The sequence below is a fragment of the Burkholderia sp. AU6039 genome (assembly GCF_002223365.1).
Taxonomy (GTDB): Bacteria; Pseudomonadota; Gammaproteobacteria; order Burkholderiales; family Burkholderiaceae; genus Burkholderia.
The window spans coordinates 1,756,258-1,775,768 of record NZ_NKFK01000003.1 but is presented as its reverse complement, the minus strand read 5'-3'; the positions used below and the strand labels follow the sequence as shown (position 1 = coordinate 1,775,768).

The window sequence follows — 19,511 nt, the reverse complement described above, 5'->3', positions numbered from 1 at the left end:
CCGATCGGGCAGGGGAGCGGGAAGGTGAGGATCACGACGGATTTCGGGCAGGATCTCGATGCGCTGCGCGACGTGCCGGCCGCCATCGTGCTCGACGACTTCGCCTGGCCGCCGCTGCCGTCCCGGCGCGCCGATTTCGACGGCGTCACGCGCGGCGACGCATCGCAGCGCGAACTCGGGCTGATGCTGCTCGACCTGTACGCGGTTGCCGCACGGTCCGGCATCGGCGAATTCGAATATCGGTTCTTTTCGCTGCTGCAGGCGCTCGTCCCGTTCGACGCCGCATGGACGGGCGTCGCGACCCACGTGCCGACCGGCCCGGTGATGCACAACAGCTTCCTGTACCGCCTGCCGCACGCATTCTTCAGCGACTGGAAGCGCGTGCGCGATTGCGACCCGCTCGCGCACCGCACGCTGCGCGGCGCGCATGGCCATGCGGTGCGGCTGTCGGTCGTCGAACCGGGGCTCGATGCCCGGTTTCGCGACTGGTGCGTGAAGTACGGGCTCGCACAACTGATGTGCGTGTGCACGCTCGATCGCCGGTTCGGCCTGACGACGTTCATGTCGATCTACCGCCAGGGCCTGAATCGCCCGTTCAGCGATGACGATGCACGCCGCTTCGAGGAAGTGATTCCGCATCTCGCGGCGGCGCTGACGATCAATCGCGCGGCGCAGCTCACGCGCGAACGCGGCGAGACGGTCGCGCCGGCGGCGCGTGCACTGTGCGATAACTTCGGCGTGCTTCACCACGCCGATCACGGTTTCGACGACGTGCTGCGCACCGAATGGCCGGCATGGGCCGGTGCGCGCGTGCCGGAGCCGCTCGTCGCGCATTTGCGGCGCCAGTCGGGTCAGCCATTCGTCGGCGATGCGCTGCGAATCCAGTGCGTGCCGGTTGCGGGCCTGTTCCAGATCGAGGCGCGGCCGCGCTCGCTGCTCGACCGGCTGAGCCCGCGCGAGCTCGCGGCGATCCGCTATTACGGCGCAGGGCGCTCGCACAAGGAAGTCGCGCAACAGATGGCGATTTCGCCGACGACTGTGCGCCACTACCTGCGCTGCGCGTACCGCAAGCTCGGCATGCACGACAAGAGCCAGATCGCCCGCGTGCTCGGCGCAACGGGCAGTGCGGCCGACGACGAGCCGGTGGAAGCCGGTGGCGAGTCGCGCTGAATTGCGCTGCGTCGCGCGACCGCCGCACGTTGCATGCGGTCACGCGAATGGTTGTGCCCGCAACTATTGAGCGTTATGCTCGTCAGCTCCCAGGAGACGGAATTCCATCATGAACGACACGAATTCAGGGTCGGTGCGCGCGGCGGTGGTCGGGGTCGGCGCGATCGGCGGGTTGCTGGCGGCCGCGCTGTCGCGGGCCGGCATGATCGTGAGTGCGTATGCGCGCGGCGCGACGCTCGATGCGCTGAATGCGCACGGCGTGCGTGTGATCGACGAGGCGGGCGAGACATCGTCGGTTCCGGTGCGAGCGAGTGACGATGCGGCCGCGCTCGGCGTGCAGGACTACGTGGTGATCGCCCTGAAGGCTCAGGTGCTGCCGGCGCTGGCCGCCCGAATTGCGCCGCTGGTCGGGCCGGACACCGTGATCGTCGCGGCGATGAACGGCCTGCCGTGGTGGTTCACGCACGGGCTCGAAGGGGCGCTCGACGGCGTGCCGCTCGATGCTGTCGATCCGGCCGGCGCGGTGTCGGCGGCGTTGCCGCCCGCGCAGGCGATCGGTTGCGTCGTGCACCTGTCGTCGAGTACCGACGCGCCGGGCATCGTGCGCCGTGGGCGCGGCAACCGGCTGATCGTCGGTGCACCCGATCAGCGGCTTGACGTCGCCACGGCCCGGCTCGCCGCGGCGCTCGCGGCGGGCGGTTTCGACGTCGAGTCGACGCCCGCGATCCGGACCGAGATCTGGGCGAAGCTGTGGGGCAACATGAACATGAATCCACTGAGCGCGCTGACGGGCTCGACGGCCGAGCAGCTGCTCGACGATCCGTTCACGCAGGATCTCGCGTTGCGGATGATGGAGGAGGCGGCCGCGATCGGCGCAAGGCTCGGTCTGTCGACGGGAATGAGCGGGCCCGAGCGGATCGCGGTCACGCGCAAGCTCGGCGCGTTCAAGACGTCGATGCTGCAGGATTTCGAAGCGGGGCGCGCGCTCGAGATCGGGCCGATCCTCGGCGTGTTCCCTGAACTCGGGCGCAAGCTCGGCGTGCCGACCCCGTATTGCGACGCGGTACTCGGGTTGCTGCGCCAGCGCGCGGCGAACAGCGGGCTGTAGCGCGGGCGGGGCCGCTGCATGCGCGACGCCGGCGAGACGGAGCGCTGCAGTCCGTTTGGATCGCGTAGCGCCGCATAACGCAAAGCGGGCCGCCCGCGTCGCCGGTGAGGCGACCGGGGCGGCCCGTCAAATTCGTCGGATCAAACCTGCGGGCGCCGTGCCCGTGTTGCGGCTCAGTCGTCCCGCTCGGTCGCGTGCGCGACGACCTTGTCGAGCAGCCGTTCGAACGTCTGGCGTTCGCTGTCGGACAGGCACGCGAGCAAGCTGTCGTTCCACTTGCGCACGATCGGCATGATCTTGCGATGCAGCGCGCGGCCGTCGGCGGTCAGCGCGATCAGCACGATCCGGCCATCCTCCTCGCTCGCGCTGCGTTCGAGCAGCCCCTGGCGCAGCAGCGCCTCGGCTGCCCGGCTCGCCTGGCTCTTGTCGAGATTGGTGTGGCGTGCGAGATCCATGATCGAGAACGGGCCGAAGGCGCCGACGGCGGCGATCACGCGCGCCTCGGGCAGCGAGATGTCGAGCTTGTGCCGGTACACCTCGCCGATCCCGCGGTCGGAGCGCTTCGTGAGCGCGTGGAGGCGATAGGTCAGAAACTGATCGAGCCCGGCTTGACGGCCTTTCATGTCGAATCCTGAAGAAAAAGGGCGGGCCCGATTGTTCCTGTATCGCGCGCTCGGGTCAACGGTCAGTGTGCGCCGTACTTCAGGCGTGTCAATTGCTCCGCTTCGTTCGCGAGCAGATCGACCGCGTCGCGGATCGCGACGTCGAGCGTGATCGGCCCGGGAGCCGGCGAGAAGCAGCCGGAAAAATGTTCGGACAGGCGCGGCAGCGCGGCCGGGTCGACCGCGCCCGACAGCAGCGATGCGGGCACGCCGGCGGCCCGCGCGTGCCGGCATGCGATGAACGGCGCCTTGCCGTGCAGCGTCTGCACGTCCGAGCGGCCTTCGCCGGTGATCAGCCAGTCGGCGCCGGTGAGCGCCGCATCGAGCCCGACCTGCCGCGCGACCACTTCGGCGCCCGCTTCGAACTGCGCGCCGAGCATGTGCAGCGCGAAACCGAGGCCGCCCGCGGCGCCGGCGCCCGGCAGGTCGCGGCTGCGACGGTCGAGCGCGGCTTCGAGGAGGTCGGCGAAGCGGGCGAGGGCGGCGTCGAGGGTCGCAACCTGCCCGGGCGTCACGCCCTTTTGCGGGCCGAACACGGCGGTCGCGCCGTGCGCGCCCGTCAGCGGGTTGTCGACGTCGGACATGCCGATGAATTCCGTTTCCTTCAGCCGCGGGTCGAGCCCCGACGCATCGATGCGCGCGATGTCGGCGAGCCGCGACGGCACGGGCTCGACCGGCTGGCCAGCCGCGTCGAAGCACTGCAGGCCGAGGCCTGCGAGCAGCCCGGCGCCCGCGTCGTTGGTGCTGCTGCCGCCGAGTGCGACGAAGAAGCGGCGCACGCCTTCGTCGAGCAACGTGCGGATCGCTTCGCCCATCCCGCGCGTGCTGCGTGCGTCGACCGGCACGCTCATGCCGACCGGATCCGTAATGCCGACGATCTCGGCCGTCTCGACGATCGCGGTGCGCGCGTCGATCACACCGACCGCCGCGTCGCGTGCCGCGAGCGACGCGCCGGCCACCCGCAGTGCGCGCCGCGTGCCGCCACTCGCCAGCATCGCGTCGAGCGTGCCTTCGCCGCCGTCGGCCATCGGGCAGCAGCGCACGACAGCGTCGGGCCGGGCGCGGCGGATGCCGGTGGCGATCGCGTCCGCGACCTGCTCGGCGGAAAGCGAGCCTTTGAACGAATCGGGCGCGATGACGACGACAGGCGCGGACGGGTGTTGCGGCATGGTGTCTCCGGAAGGCGTGATTGGTGTGAAGAATGGTGGGGCCGCGACGGCGGCGACCCTTCAATTGGAGCTTACAGGATGGCGGGCCCGTGGTGGATACGGCGTTCGGCATAGCGGCGATCCGCTTGCATTGCCGTGCAAAGGGCGGTTGACGCGGCGCGGACGCACGCGCGTCGCGCCGATCTGGCGGTGTGATGAAAATTGTTTGCTAGAATAGTCGATTCTTCCGGCCAAAGCCGTGCTCCGAGCCGCTTGCGCTAGCCATCCGGCGCGTGCAGGGATGGCGTGGCGCTCCGGCGCGGCGAGTGGATGTGACACACATCACGCCGCAGGCAGGCACGGCAAGGAAAACCCGATTCGCTCGAATAATTTTAGGACGATTGAAGCCATGGCTAACGTTGTTGAGAACCTCGGCAAGCTTGAACGCCGCGTGACGATTTCCCTGCCGAAAGACACCGTGCAGAAGGAAATCGACGCCCGTATCCAGAAACTCGCGAAGACCGTGCGCATGCCGGGTTTCCGCCCGGGCAAGGTGCCGGTGAAGATGGTCGCGCAACAGTACGCGGGCCAGGTCGAGGCGGAAGTGCTGAGCGACAAGATCGGCCAGGAATTCTTCACGATCAGCCGCGCGGAAAACCTGCGCGTCGCTGGCCAGCCGAGCTTCGAGCCGAAGCAGGAGCAGGCTGAAGGTGCATACGCGTTCGACGCGACGTTCGAGGTCTACCCGGAAGTCAAGATCGGCGATCTGGCGACGGCTGAAGTCGAGCGCTCGACGACGTCGATCGGCGACGCCGAAATCGACCGCACGCTGGACATCCTGCGCAAGCAGCGCGTGCACTTCCACGCACGTGGCGAAGCCGGCGAGCACGGCGACGGCGGCGCGGACACCGCAGCGAAGAACGGCGACCGCGTGACGGTCGACTTCGTCGGCAAGATCGACGACGTCGCGTTCCAGGGCGGCACGGCTGAAGATTTCCCGTTCGTGCTCGGCGAAGGCCGCATGCTGCCGGAATTCGAAACCGCGGCGCTGGGCCTGAAGGTCGGCGAATCGCGCACGTTCGATCTGGCGTTCCCGGAGGACTACCACGGCAAGGACGTCGCGGGCAAGACGGCGCAGTTTACGGTCACGATGAAGAAGATCGAGTGGCCGCACCTGCCGGAAATCGACGCGGAATTCGCGAAGTCGCTCGGCATCGAAGACGGCGACCTCACGAAGATGCGTGCCGAGATCAAGGAAAACCTCGAGCGCGAAGCGAAGCGTCGCACGCAGTCGATCGTCAAGAACCAGGTGATGGACGCGCTGCTGAAGATTTCCGAACTCGACGTGCCGAAGGCGCTGATCGAGCAGGACCAGCAACGCCTCGTCGAAATGGCTCGCCAGGATCTGGCGCAGCGCGGCGTGCCGAACGCGAAGGACGCACCGATCCCGGCCGAGATGTTCACCGAGCAGGCAGAACGCCGCGTGAAGCTGGGCCTCGTGCTGGCCGAGCTCGTGAAGTCGAACGGCCTCGAAGCGAAGCCGGAACAGATCCGTGCGGAAGTCGACGAGTTCGCGAAGAGCTACGAAGACCCGAAGGAAGTGGTCCGCTGGTATTATTCGAACCAGCAGCGCCTCGCCGAGATGGAAGCGTTCGTCGTTGAAAGCAACGTCGTCGATTTCGTGCTGGGCAAGGCGAAGGTGACGGACAAGGAAGTGAGCTTCGAAGCACTCGCGAGCGCATCGGCGCAAGCGTAAGTGTTGCTCTAGCGGCGTGCCGGCTGTCGGAGCGACGGCCCGCACGCCGTTTTTACGTCAAGCGCACGGTTGCCATTAATATGGCGATTGAGCGGGCGGCTTCCTTCCGTTCAATTTTCCATTCGAACAAGGTTCATTGAATGATCACTCGCGCTGAATTGCTGGACATGCTTGCTTCGAACGCGCCGCAGGGTTTCGAGGCGCAAGCGCTGGGGCTGGTGCCGATCGTCGTCGAAACGAGCGGCCGCGGCGAGCGTTCGTACGATATCTACTCGCGTCTCCTGAAGGAGCGCCTGGTGTTCATGGTCGGCGAAGTGAACGACCAGACCGCCAACCTCGTGGTCGCGCAACTGCTGTTCCTCGAGAGCGAGAATCCCGACAAGGACATCAGCCTGTACATCAACAGCCCGGGCGGGTCGGTGTCGGCCGGCATGGCGATCTACGACACGATGCAGTTCATCAAGCCGGACGTGTCGACGCTGTGCATGGGCCTCGCGGCCAGCATGGGCGCGTTCCTGCTCGCGTCGGGTGCGAAGGGCAAGCGTTTCGCGCTGCCGAACTCGCGCGTGATGATTCACCAGCCGCTCGGCGGCGCACGCGGCCAGGCATCCGACATCGAGATCCAGGCACGCGAAATCCTCTACCTGAAGGAGCGGCTGAACCAGTTGCTCGCGCAGCACACGGGCCAGGACGTCGAGCGCATCGCGCGCGACACCGACCGTGATAACTTCATGTCGAGCGAGGACGCGAAGGCGTACGGGCTGATCGATCAGGTGCTGTTGAAGCGCCCGTGAGCTTAAACGGGGTGCCGCCCCGATTCGGGCGGCGCCCTCAAACGTCCCGAGTGCCCTGAGCATCTGCGGCAAGCGCATCCAGCCGGCTCCGGTCGCGCCCTAGGCGCGGCGTCCGGAGCAATCGGCGTATCATGTCATCTACCTGTCCGGAGGCTCTACATTCATGGCGGACAAAAAAGGTTCGAACAGCGAGAAGCTGTTGTATTGCTCGTTTTGCGGGAAAAGCCAGCATGAGGTGAAAAAACTCATCGCGGGCCCGTCGGTGTTCATCTGCGATGAATGCATCGACCTCTGCAACGAAATCATTCGCGACGAGGCGGCTGCCGCCGGCGTCGAGGCCAGCCTGTCCCGGTCGGATCTCCCGAGCCCGCAGGAAATTCGCGACATCCTCGATCAGTACGTGATCGGCCAGGAGCGCGCGAAGAAAATCCTCGCGGTGGCCGTGTACAACCACTACAAGCGCCTGAAGCATCTCGACAAGAAGGACGACGTCGAGCTGTCGAAGAGCAACATCCTGCTGATCGGCCCGACGGGCTCCGGCAAGACGCTGCTCGCGCAGACGCTCGCGCGGTTGCTCAACGTGCCGTTCGTGATCGCCGATGCGACGACGCTGACCGAAGCCGGCTATGTCGGCGAGGACGTCGAGAACATCATCCAGAAGCTGTTGCAGAACTGCAACTACGAGGTCGACAAGGCCCAGCGCGGGATCGTCTACATCGACGAAATCGACAAGATCAGCCGCAAGTCGGACAACCCGTCGATCACGCGCGACGTGTCGGGCGAGGGCGTCCAGCAGGCGCTGCTGAAGCTCGTCGAGGGCACGATGGCGTCGGTGCCGCCGCAGGGCGGCCGCAAGCACCCGAACCAGGATTTCATCCAGGTCGACACGACCAACATCCTGTTCATTTGCGGCGGTGCATTCGACGGCCTCGAAAAGGTGATCACCGACCGTACCGAGAAAACCGGTATCGGCTTCGGCGCGACGGTCAAGAGCAAGCAGGAACGCGACGCGGGCGAAGTGCTGCGCGAGACGGAGCCGGAAGACCTGATCAAATTCGGTCTGATCCCCGAATTGATCGGCCGCCTGCCGGTGGTCGCGACGCTCGGCAAGCTCGATGAAGCCGCGCTGATGAAGATCCTGGTCGAGCCGAAGAACGCGCTCGTCAAGCAGTATCACAAGCTGTTCGCGATGGAGCGCGTCGAGCTGGAGATCCGGCCGGGCGCACTGCAGGCGGTCGCCCGCAAGGCGATCCGCCGCAAGACCGGCGCGCGCGGTTTGCGTTCGATCATCGAACAGGCGTTGCTCGACGTGATGTACGAGCTGCCGACGATGAAAGGGGTCAGCAAGGTCATCATCGACGAGAACGTCATCGATGGCGACGGCAAGCCCTTGCTGATCTACGAGGACACGCCGAAGGTGGCGGGTTCGAACTGACCGGCTTGCCGACGATGTTCTGCGAAAAAGGCCGTTCATGAGACCGTGGGCGGCTTTTTTTCGTTTATCTTGTGGGTAACTCTGACTCGACACGCGGTGGTTACTTTCTTACCGAATATTTCCCGCACTTGAAGGCTTGCAATTCGTTGTGGCGGCCTCAATTACCGAACAATTGATTCCACTCATGGGGAAATGAAATGTCAGGCACCCAACTTCTCCCGCCGGAACGCATCACGCTCCCGCTGCTGCCGCTGCGGGATGTCGTCGTTTTCCCGCACATGGTGATTCCGCTCTTCGTGGGCCGGCCGAAATCGATCAAGGCCCTCGAAGCAGCGATGGAAGGCGGCAAGCACATCATGCTCGTCGCCCAGAAAACCGCGGCCAAGGACGAACCGACCGAAAAGGACATGTACGAGGTCGGTTGTATCGCCAACATCCTGCAGATGCTGAAGCTGCCGGACGGCACCGTGAAGGTGCTCGTCGAGGGCCTGCAGCGCGCGAAGGCGTTGTCGATCGAAGAGCAGGAAACGCAATTCTCCTGCGAAGTGATGCCGCTCGAGCCCGATCATGCCGACAGCGCTGAAACGGAAGCGCTGCGCCGCGCGATCGTGTCGCAGTTCGACCAGTACGTGAAGCTGAACAAGAAGATCCCGCCGGAGATCCTCACGTCGCTGTCGGGCATCGACGAAGCGGGCCGCCTCGCCGACATGATCGCCGAGCGCCTGCCGCTGAAGCTCGACCAGAAGCAGCACATCCTCGAGATGTTCCCGGTCATCGAGCGCCTCGAGCACCTGCTCGCGCAGCTCGAAGCCGAGATCGACATCCTGCAGGTCGAAAAGCGCATCCGCGGGCGCGTGAAGCGCCAGATGGAAAAGAGCCAGCGCGAGTACTACCTGAACGAACAGGTCAAGGCGATCCAGAAGGAACTGGGCGAAGGCGAAGAGGGTGCGGATCTCGAGGAGCTCGAGAAGCGCATCAACGCCGCGCGCATGCCGAAGGAAGCGAAGAAGAAGGCCGACGCCGAGCTGAAGAAGCTGAAGCTGATGTCGCCGATGTCGGCGGAAGCCACCGTCGTGCGCAACTACATCGACACGCTGATCGGCCTGCCGTGGCGCAAGAAGAGCAAGGTCAACAACGACCTGTCGAACGCCGAGCAGGTGCTCGACGAGGATCACTTCGGCCTCGAGAAGGTGAAGGAACGCATCCTCGAGTATCTCGCGGTCCAACAGCGCGTCGACAAGGTGAAGGCGCCGATCCTGTGCCTCGTCGGGCCCCCGGGCGTCGGCAAGACCTCGCTCGGCCAGTCGATCGCCCGTGCGACGAACCGCAAGTTCGTCCGGATGGCGCTCGGCGGCGTGCGTGACGAAGCCGAGATCCGTGGTCACCGCCGTACGTACATCGGTTCGATGCCGGGCAAGATCCTGCAGAGCCTCACGAAGGTGGGCGTGCGCAATCCGCTCTTCCTGCTCGACGAGGTCGACAAGATGGGCATGGATTTCCGCGGCGATCCGTCGTCGGCGCTGCTCGAAGTGCTCGATCCGGAACAGAACCACACGTTCGCCGACCACTACATCGAAGTCGACTTCGACCTGTCGGACGTGATGTTCGTCGCGACGTCGAACTCGCTGAACATCCCGCCGCCGCTGCTCGACCGGATGGAAGTGATCCGTCTGTCGGGTTACACGGAAGACGAGAAGGTCAGCATCGCCCAGCGTTACCTGCTGCCGAAGCAGAAGAAGAACAACGGGCTGAAGGAAGGCGAGATCGAGGTCACCGAGCAGGCGATCCGCGACATCATCCGCTACTACACGCGTGAAGCCGGTGTGCGTTCGCTCGAGCGGGAAGTGTCAAAGATCTGCCGCAAGGTCGTGAAGATGCTGCTGCTGAAGAAGGCATCGGGTGCGATCAAGGTCGATGGCGAAAACCTCGATACGTTCCTCGGCGTACGCAAGTACGACTTCGGCCTCGCGGCGAAGGAAAACCAGGTCGGTCAGGTGACGGGCCTCGCGTGGACGGAAGTCGGTGGCGATCTGCTGACGATCGAAGCCGCGGTGATGCCGGGCAAGGGCAACGTGATCCGTACGGGTTCGCTCGGCGACGTGATGAAGGAGTCGGTCGAGGCGGCACGTTCGGTCGTGCGCTCGCGCTCGCGTCGTCTCGGCATCAAGGACGAAGCGTTCGAGAAGCAGGACATCCACATCCACGTGCCGGAAGGCGCGACGCCGAAGGACGGTCCGTCCGCAGGCGGTGCGATGACGACCGCGCTGGTGTCGGTGCTGACGGGTATCCCCGTGCGTGCCGATGTCGCGATGACGGGCGAAATCACGCTGCGTGGTGAAGTCCTGCCGATCGGTGGTCTGAAGGAGAAGCTGCTCGCCGCGCATCGCGGTGGCATCAAGCTCGTGCTGATCCCGGAAGAGAACGTGAAGGATCTCGCCGAGATTCCGGACAACGTGAAGAACGCGATCGAGATCGTGCCGGTCCGCTGGATCGACAAGGTGCTGGAACTCGCGCTCGAGCGTTCGCCGACCCCGCTGCCGCCGGAAGAAGAGGCGAAGGCGGCGGCACCGGTCGCCGATGCGGCGAAGGATGCCGGCTCGACGGAATTCGTCAAGCACTAAGCATCGGAACATCGTCGTTCCTGACGGTTGTTCACGAAACCCGCGGCATGGCCGCGGGTTTTTTTATGCGTAGCCGATTCGTGTGCGCGAACGTTTAAAAAATTCGCGTCAGGGCTTTGCAAAATGATCGGGGATGAATTAAACTTGCGGGCTCGCTGGTTGTTGATGCCGAAACGCAGATCGCAGCCAGAACGAATCGGAAACGGGTGCTTAGCTCAGCTGGTAGAGCGGCGCCCTTACAAGGCGTAGGTCGGGGGTTCGAACCCCTCAGCACCCACCAGTTTCCTGATTCAGCCAGACCAAGGAGCGGTAGTTCAGTCGGTTAGAATACCGGCCTGTCACGCCGGGGGTCGCGGGTTCGAGTCCCGTCCGCTCCGCCAGAAAATGAAAAAGCCCGCCTTGTGCGGGCTTTTTCATTTGCGTTTAGGGCTGCGCCTGCAAGCGCTGCCGCGGTCTGCAGGCAGGCGAGTCTCGTCCGCTCCGCCAAACAAACGAAAGTGCCTGCCGAGTGCGGGCATTTTCGTTTTGTGCGCCTGTTTGCCGCGCCGTACTCGCCCACGCTACGTCTGCTTTTCTCCCGTCCCACCCCGTATGTTGTAATATCGGACGTTTTGTCCAATTTTCCCGTCACGCATGCTCGATTTCTTCCGTAATCACCAGCGCCTGATGATGGCGCTCCTGCTCCTGATCGTGTTGCCGGGGCTGGGTTTCGTCGGGATCCAAGGCTTCCGCGGCTTCTTCGACGACAGCGCGAACGTCGCGGCAGTCAACGGGCACAAGATCACGCGGGTCGAATTCGACGGCGCGTTCCGTCAGCAGATCGACCAGGCGCGTCAGGCGCTCGGCGGGCAGTTCGACATCAAGATGTTCGATACGCCCGAGCACCGCAAGCAGGTGCTCGACGGCCTGATCCAGCAACGCGTGCTGGCCGACGAGACCCAACGCCTGCACCTGACCGCCTCCGACAACGCCGTGCGCGACGCGCTGATGAGCGACCCGATGATTGCGTCGCTGAAGAAGCCCGACGGTTCGATCGATGTCGAGCGCTATGCGCAACTGCTGTCGTTCCAGGGGATGACGCCCGAGCAGTATCAGGAGCGCGTGCGCTACAGCCTCGCGCTGCAACAGATTCCGGCCAGCATCGTGTCGAGCGCATTCACGCCGAAGAGCCTCGCGCAACGCCTGTCCGAACTCGCCGCGCAGCAGCGCGAAGTGCAGGCGCTCGTGCTGAAGACGAGCGACTTCGCCGCGAAGGTCCAGCCGACCGATGCGCAGCTCGCCGCGTACTATGACGCGCACAAGCAGAGCTTCGCGACGCCGGAGACCGCGACGATCCAGTACCTCGTCTATTCGCCGGCCGCAGCGGCCGCGAGCGCGCAGCCGACCGAGGCGGACATCAAGAAGTTCTACGATGACAACCCGACGCACTTCCGCACCGAAGCGCAGGTGCGCGTGAGCCACATCTTCATCGCCGCGCCGGGCAGCGCAAGCGCGGCCGACAAGGCTGCGGCGAAGACGAAGGCCGAGCAGCTGCTGGCCGACGTGAAGGCGCATCCGGACCAGTTCGCGCAGATCGCGCAGAAGAGCTCGCAGGACGCACCGTCGGCGGCGAAGGGCGGCGACCTCGGCTTCATCACGCGTGGCTCGACGGCGGGCGGCAAGGCGTTCGACGATGCCGCGTTCGCGCTCAAGCAGGGCGACGTGAGCGGTGTCGTGCAGTCGGATCTCGGCTTCCACATCCTGAAGGCAACGGAAGTGAAGCCGGCGGCGGTCAAGCCGTTCGCGGATGTGAAGGACCAGATCGCAGTCGACCTCAAGCAGCAGTACGCATCGAAGGCGTTCACGGACAACGCGGAAGGCTTCACGTCCACCGTCTACGAAAAGGCGAAGACGCTGCAGCCGGCCGCGGACAAGTACAAGCTGACGATCCAGACGGCCACCGTCACGCCGACGCCGAATCCGCAGCTGCCGCCGACGAGCCCGCTGAACAATCCGAAGTTCCTGGCCGCCGTGTTCGCCAACGACTCGGTGAAGAGCCAGAACAACACGCAGGCGATCGACGTCGGCAACAACACGCTGATCTCGGCGCGCGTGACCGACTACAAGCCGGCCGCCGTGCCCGCGCTCGACGCGATCAAGGACGTCGTGCGCCAGAAGGTCGTGGCCGAACAGGCTGCGGAACTCGCGAAGAAGGACGGCGCGGCGAAGCTTGCCGAACTGCAGAAGTCGAAGTCGGTCGACGGGTTCGCGGCCGCGCAGAAGGTGTCGCGCACGCAGTCGCAGGGCCTGACGCCGGCTGCACTGAGCGCCGTGTACAAGGTCGATGCGAAGACGCTGCCGGCGTACGTCGGTGTCGATCTCGGCGCGGACGGCTACGCGATCTACCGCGTGAACGCGGTGATCCCGGGTTCGGCGGTCGATCCGCAGCAACTGGCCGCCGCGCAGCAGCAGATGGCGCAGGTCGACGCGCAGAGCGAAGGCGAAGCGTATCTCGCCGCACTGCGTGACCGCTCGAAGGTGAAGCTGTACGGCTCGACGGCCAGCCAGTCGCAGGACGGCGAGAACTGAGCGTCGTTTCGCACGCAACAAAAAGCCCCGCTTCATGCGGGGCTTTTTGTTTTCCGGCGGGGCGGCAGCGTCAGCCGCGCGGCTTGCCGAGCAGCGGCTTCAGCGCAGGCCAGACGTTGTCGAGCAGAATGCCTTGCGCCTGTTGTGCCGGGTGCATCTGGTCGGCCTGGAACAACTCCGGCTTGTTCTCGATGCCGGCCAGCAGGAACGGCACGAGGGGCACGCCGAGATCCTTCGACAGCCGCGTATAGACGGCGTGGAACTTCTGCGTGTAGTCGGGGCCGTAATTGGGTGGCACATACATGCCGACCAGCACGACCTTCGCCCGCGCCTGTCGTGCGCCGGCGATGATGTCGCGCAGGTTCTGCTCGGTCGTGGCGAGCGGCACGCCGCGCAGCGCATCGTTCGACCCGAGCTCGACGACGACGATCGACGGCTTGAGCCGTTGCAGCACCGCGGGCAGCCGCGCACGGCCGCCGCTCGTGGTGTCGCCGCTGACGCTGGCGTTCGCGACGCTATAATCGATTCGCTCGGTCGTGAGCCGTTGCCGCAGCAATGCCACCCAGCCGGTGTCGCGCGGCAGCCCGTATTCGGCCGACAGGCTGTCGCCGAGCACGACGATCACGGGCTGGCCTGATGTCGCCGCCGGCGTCGTTGCGGCGCGCGCCGGCACGGTGGCAGCGAGCAGGGTGCCCAGCAGCGCGGCGACCGCCGCGCGTCTTTTCCAGCGAAATGTCGTGTCCATGTTCAAGATTACCGATCCGATCATCGAAGTCCATGACGTATGCAAGCGGGTCGCCGATGCAACGGGCGAGCTGACGATCCTCGACGGCATCACGCTCGCCGTGCAGCCGGGCAGCAGCCTCGCGATCGTCGGCGCGTCGGGGTCGGGTAAATCGACGCTGCTTGGCCTGCTTGCTGGGTTGGACAGCGCGACGAGCGGCACGGTTCGCCTGCTCGGTCGTGCGCTCGACCAGCTCGACGAGGATGCGCGCGCGGCGCTGCGCAACGGCGCAGTCGGGTTCGTGTTCCAGTCGTTCCAGTTGATGCCGCACTTGACGGCGCTCGAGAACGTCATGCTGCCGCTCGAGCTGCAGGGAGGCATCAGCGCGCGTGAAGCAGCCGATCGTGCCCGGGCGCTGCTCGTGCAGGTCGGTCTCGGCGAGCGTACTGCGCATTATCCGAAGCTGTTGTCCGGGGGCGAGCAGCAGCGTGTCGCGCTTGCACGCGCATTCGTCACGCGCCCGGCGATCCTGTTCGCCGACGAGCCGACCGGTAGCCTCGATGCGGCCACCGGCCATGCGGTCATCGACCTGATGTTCGAGCTGAACCGCACGCATGGCGCCACGCTCGTGCTCGTCACGCACGATGTCGAACTCGCGCGCCGCTGTGCGACGACCGTGACGATCGACGCCGGCCGCATCGTCGAGCCGCACGCGGAGCAGCGCGGCACCTGAATTGAGCGGCCGGCCGCGCAAGCAGGGCTGCGCGGCCGGCATCGGCATGACGCCGATACCCGAGCGCGTCAGCGCTTCAGCGCCGCGCGGGCGCGCTCGATCAGCGCAGTAGTCGACGAGTCGTGCCTGGCCGGATCGACCGACTCGGCCGTCAGGTCGCCTTCCACCACCTTGCCGAGAATTTTGCCGAGCTCGACGCCCCACTGGTCGAACGGATTGATGTCCCACACCGTTGCCTGCACGAGCACCTTGTGTTCATACAGCGCGATCAGCGCGCCGAGCGTGCGCGGCGTCAGCGCATCGACGAGCAGTGTCGTCGTCGGGCGGTTGCCCGGGAACGTCAGGTGCGGCGCGAGCGCTTCCTTGCCCGGCCCCGCGACCTTGCGCGCTTCGTCGAGCGTGCGGCCGAGCATCAGCGCCTCGCTCTGCGCAAAGCAGTTCGCCAGCAGCTTCGGATGATGGCTCGCGAGCGGATGCTCGGGCGTCAGCACCGCGATGAAGTCGATCGGCACGATCGTCGGCCCCTGGTGCAGCATCTGGAAGAACGCGTGCTGGCCGTTGGTGCCCGGCTCGCCCCACGTGACGGCGGAGGTCGGGTAGTCGACGAAGGTGCCGTCCAGGCGCGCGGATTTGCCGTTGCTCTCCATTTCGAGCTGCTGCAGGTACGACGGCAGGTAGTGCAGCGCTTCCGAATACGGTGCGACGAGATAGCTCTGCGAACCGAAGAAATTCCGGTACCAGATGCCGATCAGGCCGAGCAGCACGGGCAGGTTGCGCTCGAGCGGCGCTTCGCGGAAATGTCGGTCCATGTCGTTCGCGCCGGCCAGCAGCTCGTCGAACTGCTCGGGGCCGATCGCGATCATGATCGACAGGCCGACTGCCGACCACAGCGAGTAACGGCCGCCGACCCAGTCCCACATTTCGAACACGTTGTCCGCGGCGATGCCGAACTTCACGACTTCCGCCGGGTTCGCCGACACGCCGACGAAGTGCTTCGCGAGCGCGTCCTCGGGGCAGCCGCGCGCGACGAACCAGTCGCGCAGCGAGCGTGCGTTCGTCATCGTCTCGAGCGTCGTGAACGTCTTCGACACGATGATCGCGAGCGTTTCCTCCGGATCGACCTGCTCGAGTACGCGCGCGAGATCGGCGCCGTCGACGTTCGACACGAAGTGCGTGGTGATTTCAGGCGTCGCGACGTGGTGCAGCGCATGCACGACCATCTTCGGCCCGAGATCGGAGCCGCCGATGCCGATGTTGATCACGTGGCGGATGCGCTTGCCGGTGTAGCCCGTCCACGTGCCGCTGCGCACGGCGCGCGCGAAGGTCGCCATCTTCGCGCGCTCGGCGCTGATCTGTGCGTGGAACGGCGCTTGCGGATCGGTCGCGCGCAGCGCGGTGTGCAGCGCGGCACGGCCTTCGGTCGGGTTGACGATCTCGCCCGCGAACATCGCGTCGCGGCGTGCTTCGACGCCCGCGTCGCGCGCGAGCTGCACGAGCAGGCGCAGCGTGTCGTCATTGATGCGGTTCTTCGAGAAATCGGCCGCGAGGCCGCCGCCTGCGAGCGTGAAGCGTTCGGCACGCGTCGGCGTGGGGTCGTTTTCCGGCGCGAACCAGTCGCGCAGGCGAGCATGGCGGATTTGCTCGAAGTGGGATTGAAGGGCAGTCCAGGCGGGGAGCGAATTCAGCGTCATGGCGGTTCGAGTGAAGCGTGAATCGGGAGGAATGCCGCGCCGGCTCATCGGGATCGGAAGGCCGGCGGACGAGAGGGCCCGCCGTGCGGCGGGGCAGTCAGTATAGCGGCCTTATGTGTCGGCGCGCGGCGACGCGTAAAAAAGGCGATTGATCAGCGTGCGCACCATCGGCGCGAGTTCGCCGGCCGTGAGTCCGGCCGGGCCGGTGCCGTGTGCGGTCAGCGTGTCGGCCGCGAGGCCGTGCAGGTAGACGCCCGCGAGCGCGGCCTCGTACGGTGCGACGCGCTGCGCGAGCAACGCGCCGATCAGTCCGCCGAGTACGTCGCCGGTGCCGCCCGTGGCGAGCGCCGCATTGCCGGTCGGATTGATCGTCACGCGGCCGTCGGGCGCCGCAATCACCGTGCCCGAGCCTTTCAGCACGACATGCGCCGCATAACGAATCGCAAGCGCCTGCGCGGCCGCGACGCGGTCGCGCTGGATGGTCGCCGTGTCGCTGCCGAGCAACCGGGCGGCTTCGAGCGGATGCGGCGTCAGCACGCACGGATTGCCGCGCGCACCGCGCGTGGCGACGGCGGTCGCGAGATCGGCATGTGTCGCGACGAGGTTCAGCGCATCGGCATCGAGCAGCGTCGCGGCATCGTGCGCGAGCACGTCGCGCACGAGCGTCGCCGCGGCCTCGCGCGTGCCCAGCCCGCAGCCGGCCGCGATGGCGGTCATCGCGCCGAGATCGAGGCCGTCGGCCGGATGCAGCATCAGTTCGGGGAACGGTGGGTCGTACGGCGGTGCGCCGGCGCCCAGGAAGCCGACGTGCACCTTGCCGGCACCGGCGTACAGCGCGGCGCGGGCGGCCAGGATCGGCGCGCCGCACATGCCCGTGTCGCCGCCGAGTACCGCGAGACTGCCGAACGTGCCCTTGTGGGACGCGAATGCGCGCGCGGGCAGGGCGGCGGCGAACCGCGCGGGTGTGTTCAGCATGATGGCCGGCGCGGCGGGTGGCGCGGCGTCGAGCGAGGCGACGTCGATCTCGCCGGCGAGATCGCGGCCTTCGCCCGTGTAGAGGCCCGGCTTCGCGGCGATGAAAGTGAGCGTATGGGTGGCGGCGACGGCGACGCCCGCGCCGACGATCCGGCCCGTATCGCTGTCGAGCCCGCTCGGGACATCGAGTGCGAGCACGTGGCCGCCGCTGCGCGCATGCGCGGCGATGCGCTGGGCCTGCTCGGCGAATGCGCCGTCGAGCGCGCGGCCGAGACCGATGCCGAACAGCCCGTCGACGATCCATGCAAAGCTGTCCAGCGAAGCAGGCGGTGTGGCGGATACCGGTACGCCCGCCGCGCGCGCGAGGCCGAGCGCCCATTGCGCGTCGTCTGGTTTGACTGGCACCGGCATCCACGCTTGCGTGGCGACGCCAAGCTGCTGGAGGTGAGCGGCGGCAACCAGCGCATCACCGCCGTTGTTGCCCGGGCCGACCGCGAACCACACGGGCCGGTCGTCGCCGGCCATGCGCTCGGACAGCCAGTGCGCGGCGGCGGCGCCGGCGCGACCCATTAGCGTATGCGGCGGCAGCGCCGCCGCGGCGTCGATTTCGGCCGTGCGCAGGTCGGCGACGCGCAGCAGCGCGATCGGATCGGAATCGGGGAGCGGGCGGGTATTGGCGGTCATCGCGGGGTCGTGGCGGCTGGCTAGGTGGCCGCCGGGGACGGGCCCGCGGCGGTCAGGTCGTGAAGCGCCCGGCGCGCAGCGCGGCGAGCGTGTCGGCGGGCCAGTGCTGCACGTCGCCGCCCAGATAGTCGGTCACCACTTTAGCAGACCCGCAGGCGAGCCCCCAGCCGGCCGGACCATGTCCGAAATTGACGAACACGCGCGGATGCGGGGTCGGACCGACGACCGGCAGGCCGTCCGGCGACAGCAACTGCGTGCCTTGCCACGACAACGCGGCCGAGATGCGTGCGGCGCCGGGCACCCAGTCGTGGACGGCCTGGCCGAGCAGCGCGAGCGCGGCCTCGGACAGCGGCTCGGCGAGCGGCTTCGCGGTCTCGGGCAGGCTCTGCAGCACCGCGCCGCCGCCGACGCGCAGCCGCTGGTGGGTGCGCGTGATCGAGATCCGCTTGATCGAATCGATGACGTTCAGGTGCGGTGCGTGTTCTTCGTACGCGACCGGTGCGGTGAGCGTATGGACGCGCACCGGGTGCAGCGGCAGGCGCCAGCCGAGCCGGTCGAGCAGCGGCAGGCTGCCGGCGCCGGCGGCGACCACGATCGCATCGGCGGAAATCACGTCGACCTCGCGTGCGTTCGACGCACGCCGGTCGCCGGGCGGGACGAGCTCGACCGCGGCACGGCCGGTGTCGACGCGGATCGCGGCGACTTCCGCGCCGAAGCGGAACTGCACGCCATGCTCGTCGAGCGTCTGCTTGACCAGTTTCGCGAACAGCGGGCAATTGCCGGTGCGTTCGGTCTCGAGCAGCACGCCGCCGGCGAAGCCGGGCTCGGCCGGCACCGACGGTTCGAGCGCCGCGCATTCGTCGGCGGAGAGCAGGCGGTACGGCTGGTCGAGCGTGCGCAGCAGGTCGAGCGCGGGCTGCATCGCGTCCCAGTCGCGCGGATCGCGCACCACGTGCAGGATGCCGGGCTTCTGTTCGAATTCGAGTTCGAGGCGCGTCTCGATGTCGGCGAGCGTGTCGCGCGACGCATCGATCAGCGGGCGCAGCCGCGCGTACTGGGCGGCGAACGCGTCGGGTTCGCGCAGCGTGCCGAGCTGCTTGACGAAGCGGCGCACGCCGCCGTTGAAGCCCGGCTTGTAGACGATGCCGCTGTCGCGCGGCTGGCGCTGGCGCATGAAGGTCGGGCCGAACCAGACGTCGAGCGGGCTCGGCAGCAGCGCGCCGCCGTCGCCGTAGGTCGCACCCTGCGCGACGGTGGCGTGACGTTCGACCACGCACACGCGATGGCCGGCCGCGCGCAGCTGGTAGGCGGTGGCGACGCCGCTGATTCCGCCGCCGATGACGATGACATCCATGGATTGCTTCGATGACGGGCGGCGCGCAGGCGCCGCCCGGTGAGAATTCGCTGAGGGCCCCGGCCCGGTGAACCCGGAATGATAGCGC

General features: G+C 66.8%; 14 protein-coding genes and 2 tRNA genes. 10 read left to right on the top strand and 6 right to left on the bottom strand.

The window, feature by feature from the left end:
• Nucleotides 1-24 precede the first annotated feature (24 nt).
• On the top strand, nt 25-1,170 hold the full coding sequence (locus tag CFB39_RS11020) for a helix-turn-helix transcriptional regulator (RefSeq protein ID WP_089473051.1): 1,146 nt from the start codon (nt 25-27) through the stop codon (nt 1,168-1,170).
• Nucleotides 1,171-1,279: 109 nt separating this feature from the next.
• Entirely contained in the window at nt 1,280-2,278 is a 999-nt protein-coding gene (locus tag CFB39_RS11015) for a 2-dehydropantoate 2-reductase (RefSeq protein WP_089473050.1), read from the top strand.
• Between the two features lie 173 nt (nt 2,279-2,451).
• On the opposite strand, the gene CFB39_RS11010 is transcribed toward CFB39_RS11015, so the two are convergent.
• Nucleotides 2,452-2,901: a MarR family winged helix-turn-helix transcriptional regulator gene (locus CFB39_RS11010; protein ID WP_089473049.1), complete on the bottom strand. Its 450-nt coding sequence runs from the start codon at nt 2,899-2,901 to the stop codon at nt 2,452-2,454.
• A 62-nt stretch (nt 2,902-2,963) separates the two neighbouring features.
• A complete protein-coding gene (locus CFB39_RS11005; RefSeq protein ID WP_089473048.1) occupies nt 2,964-4,109 on the bottom strand; it encodes a glycerate kinase in 1,146 nt (381 codons plus the stop codon).
• 388 nt (nt 4,110-4,497) lie between these two features.
• Here CFB39_RS11005 and tig point away from each other — a divergent pair, with 388 nt between their 5' ends.
• From tig to CFB39_RS10970, 7 genes are all read left to right on the top strand, one after another.
• The gene (tig, locus tag CFB39_RS11000) at nt 4,498-5,844 is read left to right on the top strand and encodes a trigger factor (protein WP_046545923.1); all 1,347 of its coding nucleotides are present in this window, start codon (nt 4,498-4,500) and stop codon (nt 5,842-5,844) included.
• 140 nt (nt 5,845-5,984) lie between these two features.
• Complete coding sequence (clpP, locus tag CFB39_RS10995; protein ID WP_010092137.1) at nt 5,985-6,638, top strand: ATP-dependent Clp endopeptidase proteolytic subunit ClpP; 654 nt, start codon at nt 5,985-5,987, stop codon at nt 6,636-6,638.
• Nucleotides 6,639-6,801: 163 nt separating this feature from the next.
• On the top strand, nt 6,802-8,073 hold the full coding sequence (gene clpX, locus CFB39_RS10990; RefSeq protein WP_006489345.1) for an ATP-dependent Clp protease ATP-binding subunit ClpX: 1,272 nt from the start codon (nt 6,802-6,804) through the stop codon (nt 8,071-8,073).
• Nucleotides 8,074-8,270: 197 nt separating this feature from the next.
• Nucleotides 8,271-10,694 (top strand): endopeptidase La, encoded by a 2,424-nt coding sequence (lon, locus tag CFB39_RS10985; RefSeq protein WP_011352361.1) that lies wholly within the window; start codon nt 8,271-8,273, stop codon nt 10,692-10,694.
• 204 nt (nt 10,695-10,898) lie between these two features.
• Nucleotides 10,899-10,974 (top strand) — tRNA-Val (locus CFB39_RS10980).
• Between the two features lie 23 nt (nt 10,975-10,997).
• Nucleotides 10,998-11,074 (top strand) — tRNA-Asp (locus CFB39_RS10975).
• 253 nt (nt 11,075-11,327) lie between these two features.
• Nucleotides 11,328-13,262 carry a SurA N-terminal domain-containing protein gene (locus tag CFB39_RS10970; protein WP_089473047.1) on the top strand — a complete coding sequence of 645 codons (1,935 nt, stop codon included), beginning with the start codon at nt 11,328-11,330 and terminating at the stop codon, nt 13,260-13,262.
• 70 nt (nt 13,263-13,332) lie between these two features.
• Here CFB39_RS10970 and CFB39_RS10965 read toward each other — a convergent pair whose 3' ends face one another.
• Nucleotides 13,333-14,007: an arylesterase gene (locus tag CFB39_RS10965; protein ID WP_089425623.1), complete on the bottom strand. Its 675-nt coding sequence runs from the start codon at nt 14,005-14,007 to the stop codon at nt 13,333-13,335.
• On the opposite strand from CFB39_RS10965, the gene CFB39_RS10960 reads away from it, so the two are divergent.
• Nucleotides 14,006-14,719, top strand: a complete 714-nt coding sequence (locus CFB39_RS10960) for an ABC transporter ATP-binding protein (protein WP_089456377.1) — start codon at nt 14,006-14,008, stop codon at nt 14,717-14,719. The genes CFB39_RS10965 and CFB39_RS10960 overlap by 2 nt on opposite strands.
• 68 nt (nt 14,720-14,787) lie before the next feature.
• Here CFB39_RS10960 and pgi read toward each other — a convergent pair whose 3' ends face one another.
• The 3 genes from pgi to CFB39_RS10945 form a co-directional block, all read right to left on the bottom strand.
• Entirely contained in the window at nt 14,788-16,410 is a 1,623-nt protein-coding gene (pgi, locus tag CFB39_RS10955; RefSeq protein ID WP_089473046.1) for a glucose-6-phosphate isomerase, read from the bottom strand.
• 111 nt (nt 16,411-16,521) lie between these two features.
• Complete coding sequence (locus tag CFB39_RS10950) at nt 16,522-18,069, bottom strand: NAD(P)H-hydrate dehydratase (protein WP_089473045.1); 1,548 nt, start codon at nt 18,067-18,069, stop codon at nt 16,522-16,524.
• Between the two features lie 52 nt (nt 18,070-18,121).
• The gene (locus CFB39_RS10945) at nt 18,122-19,423 is read right to left on the bottom strand and encodes an FAD-dependent oxidoreductase (protein ID WP_089473044.1); all 1,302 of its coding nucleotides are present in this window, start codon (nt 19,421-19,423) and stop codon (nt 18,122-18,124) included.
• Nucleotides 19,424-19,511 lie beyond the last annotated feature (88 nt).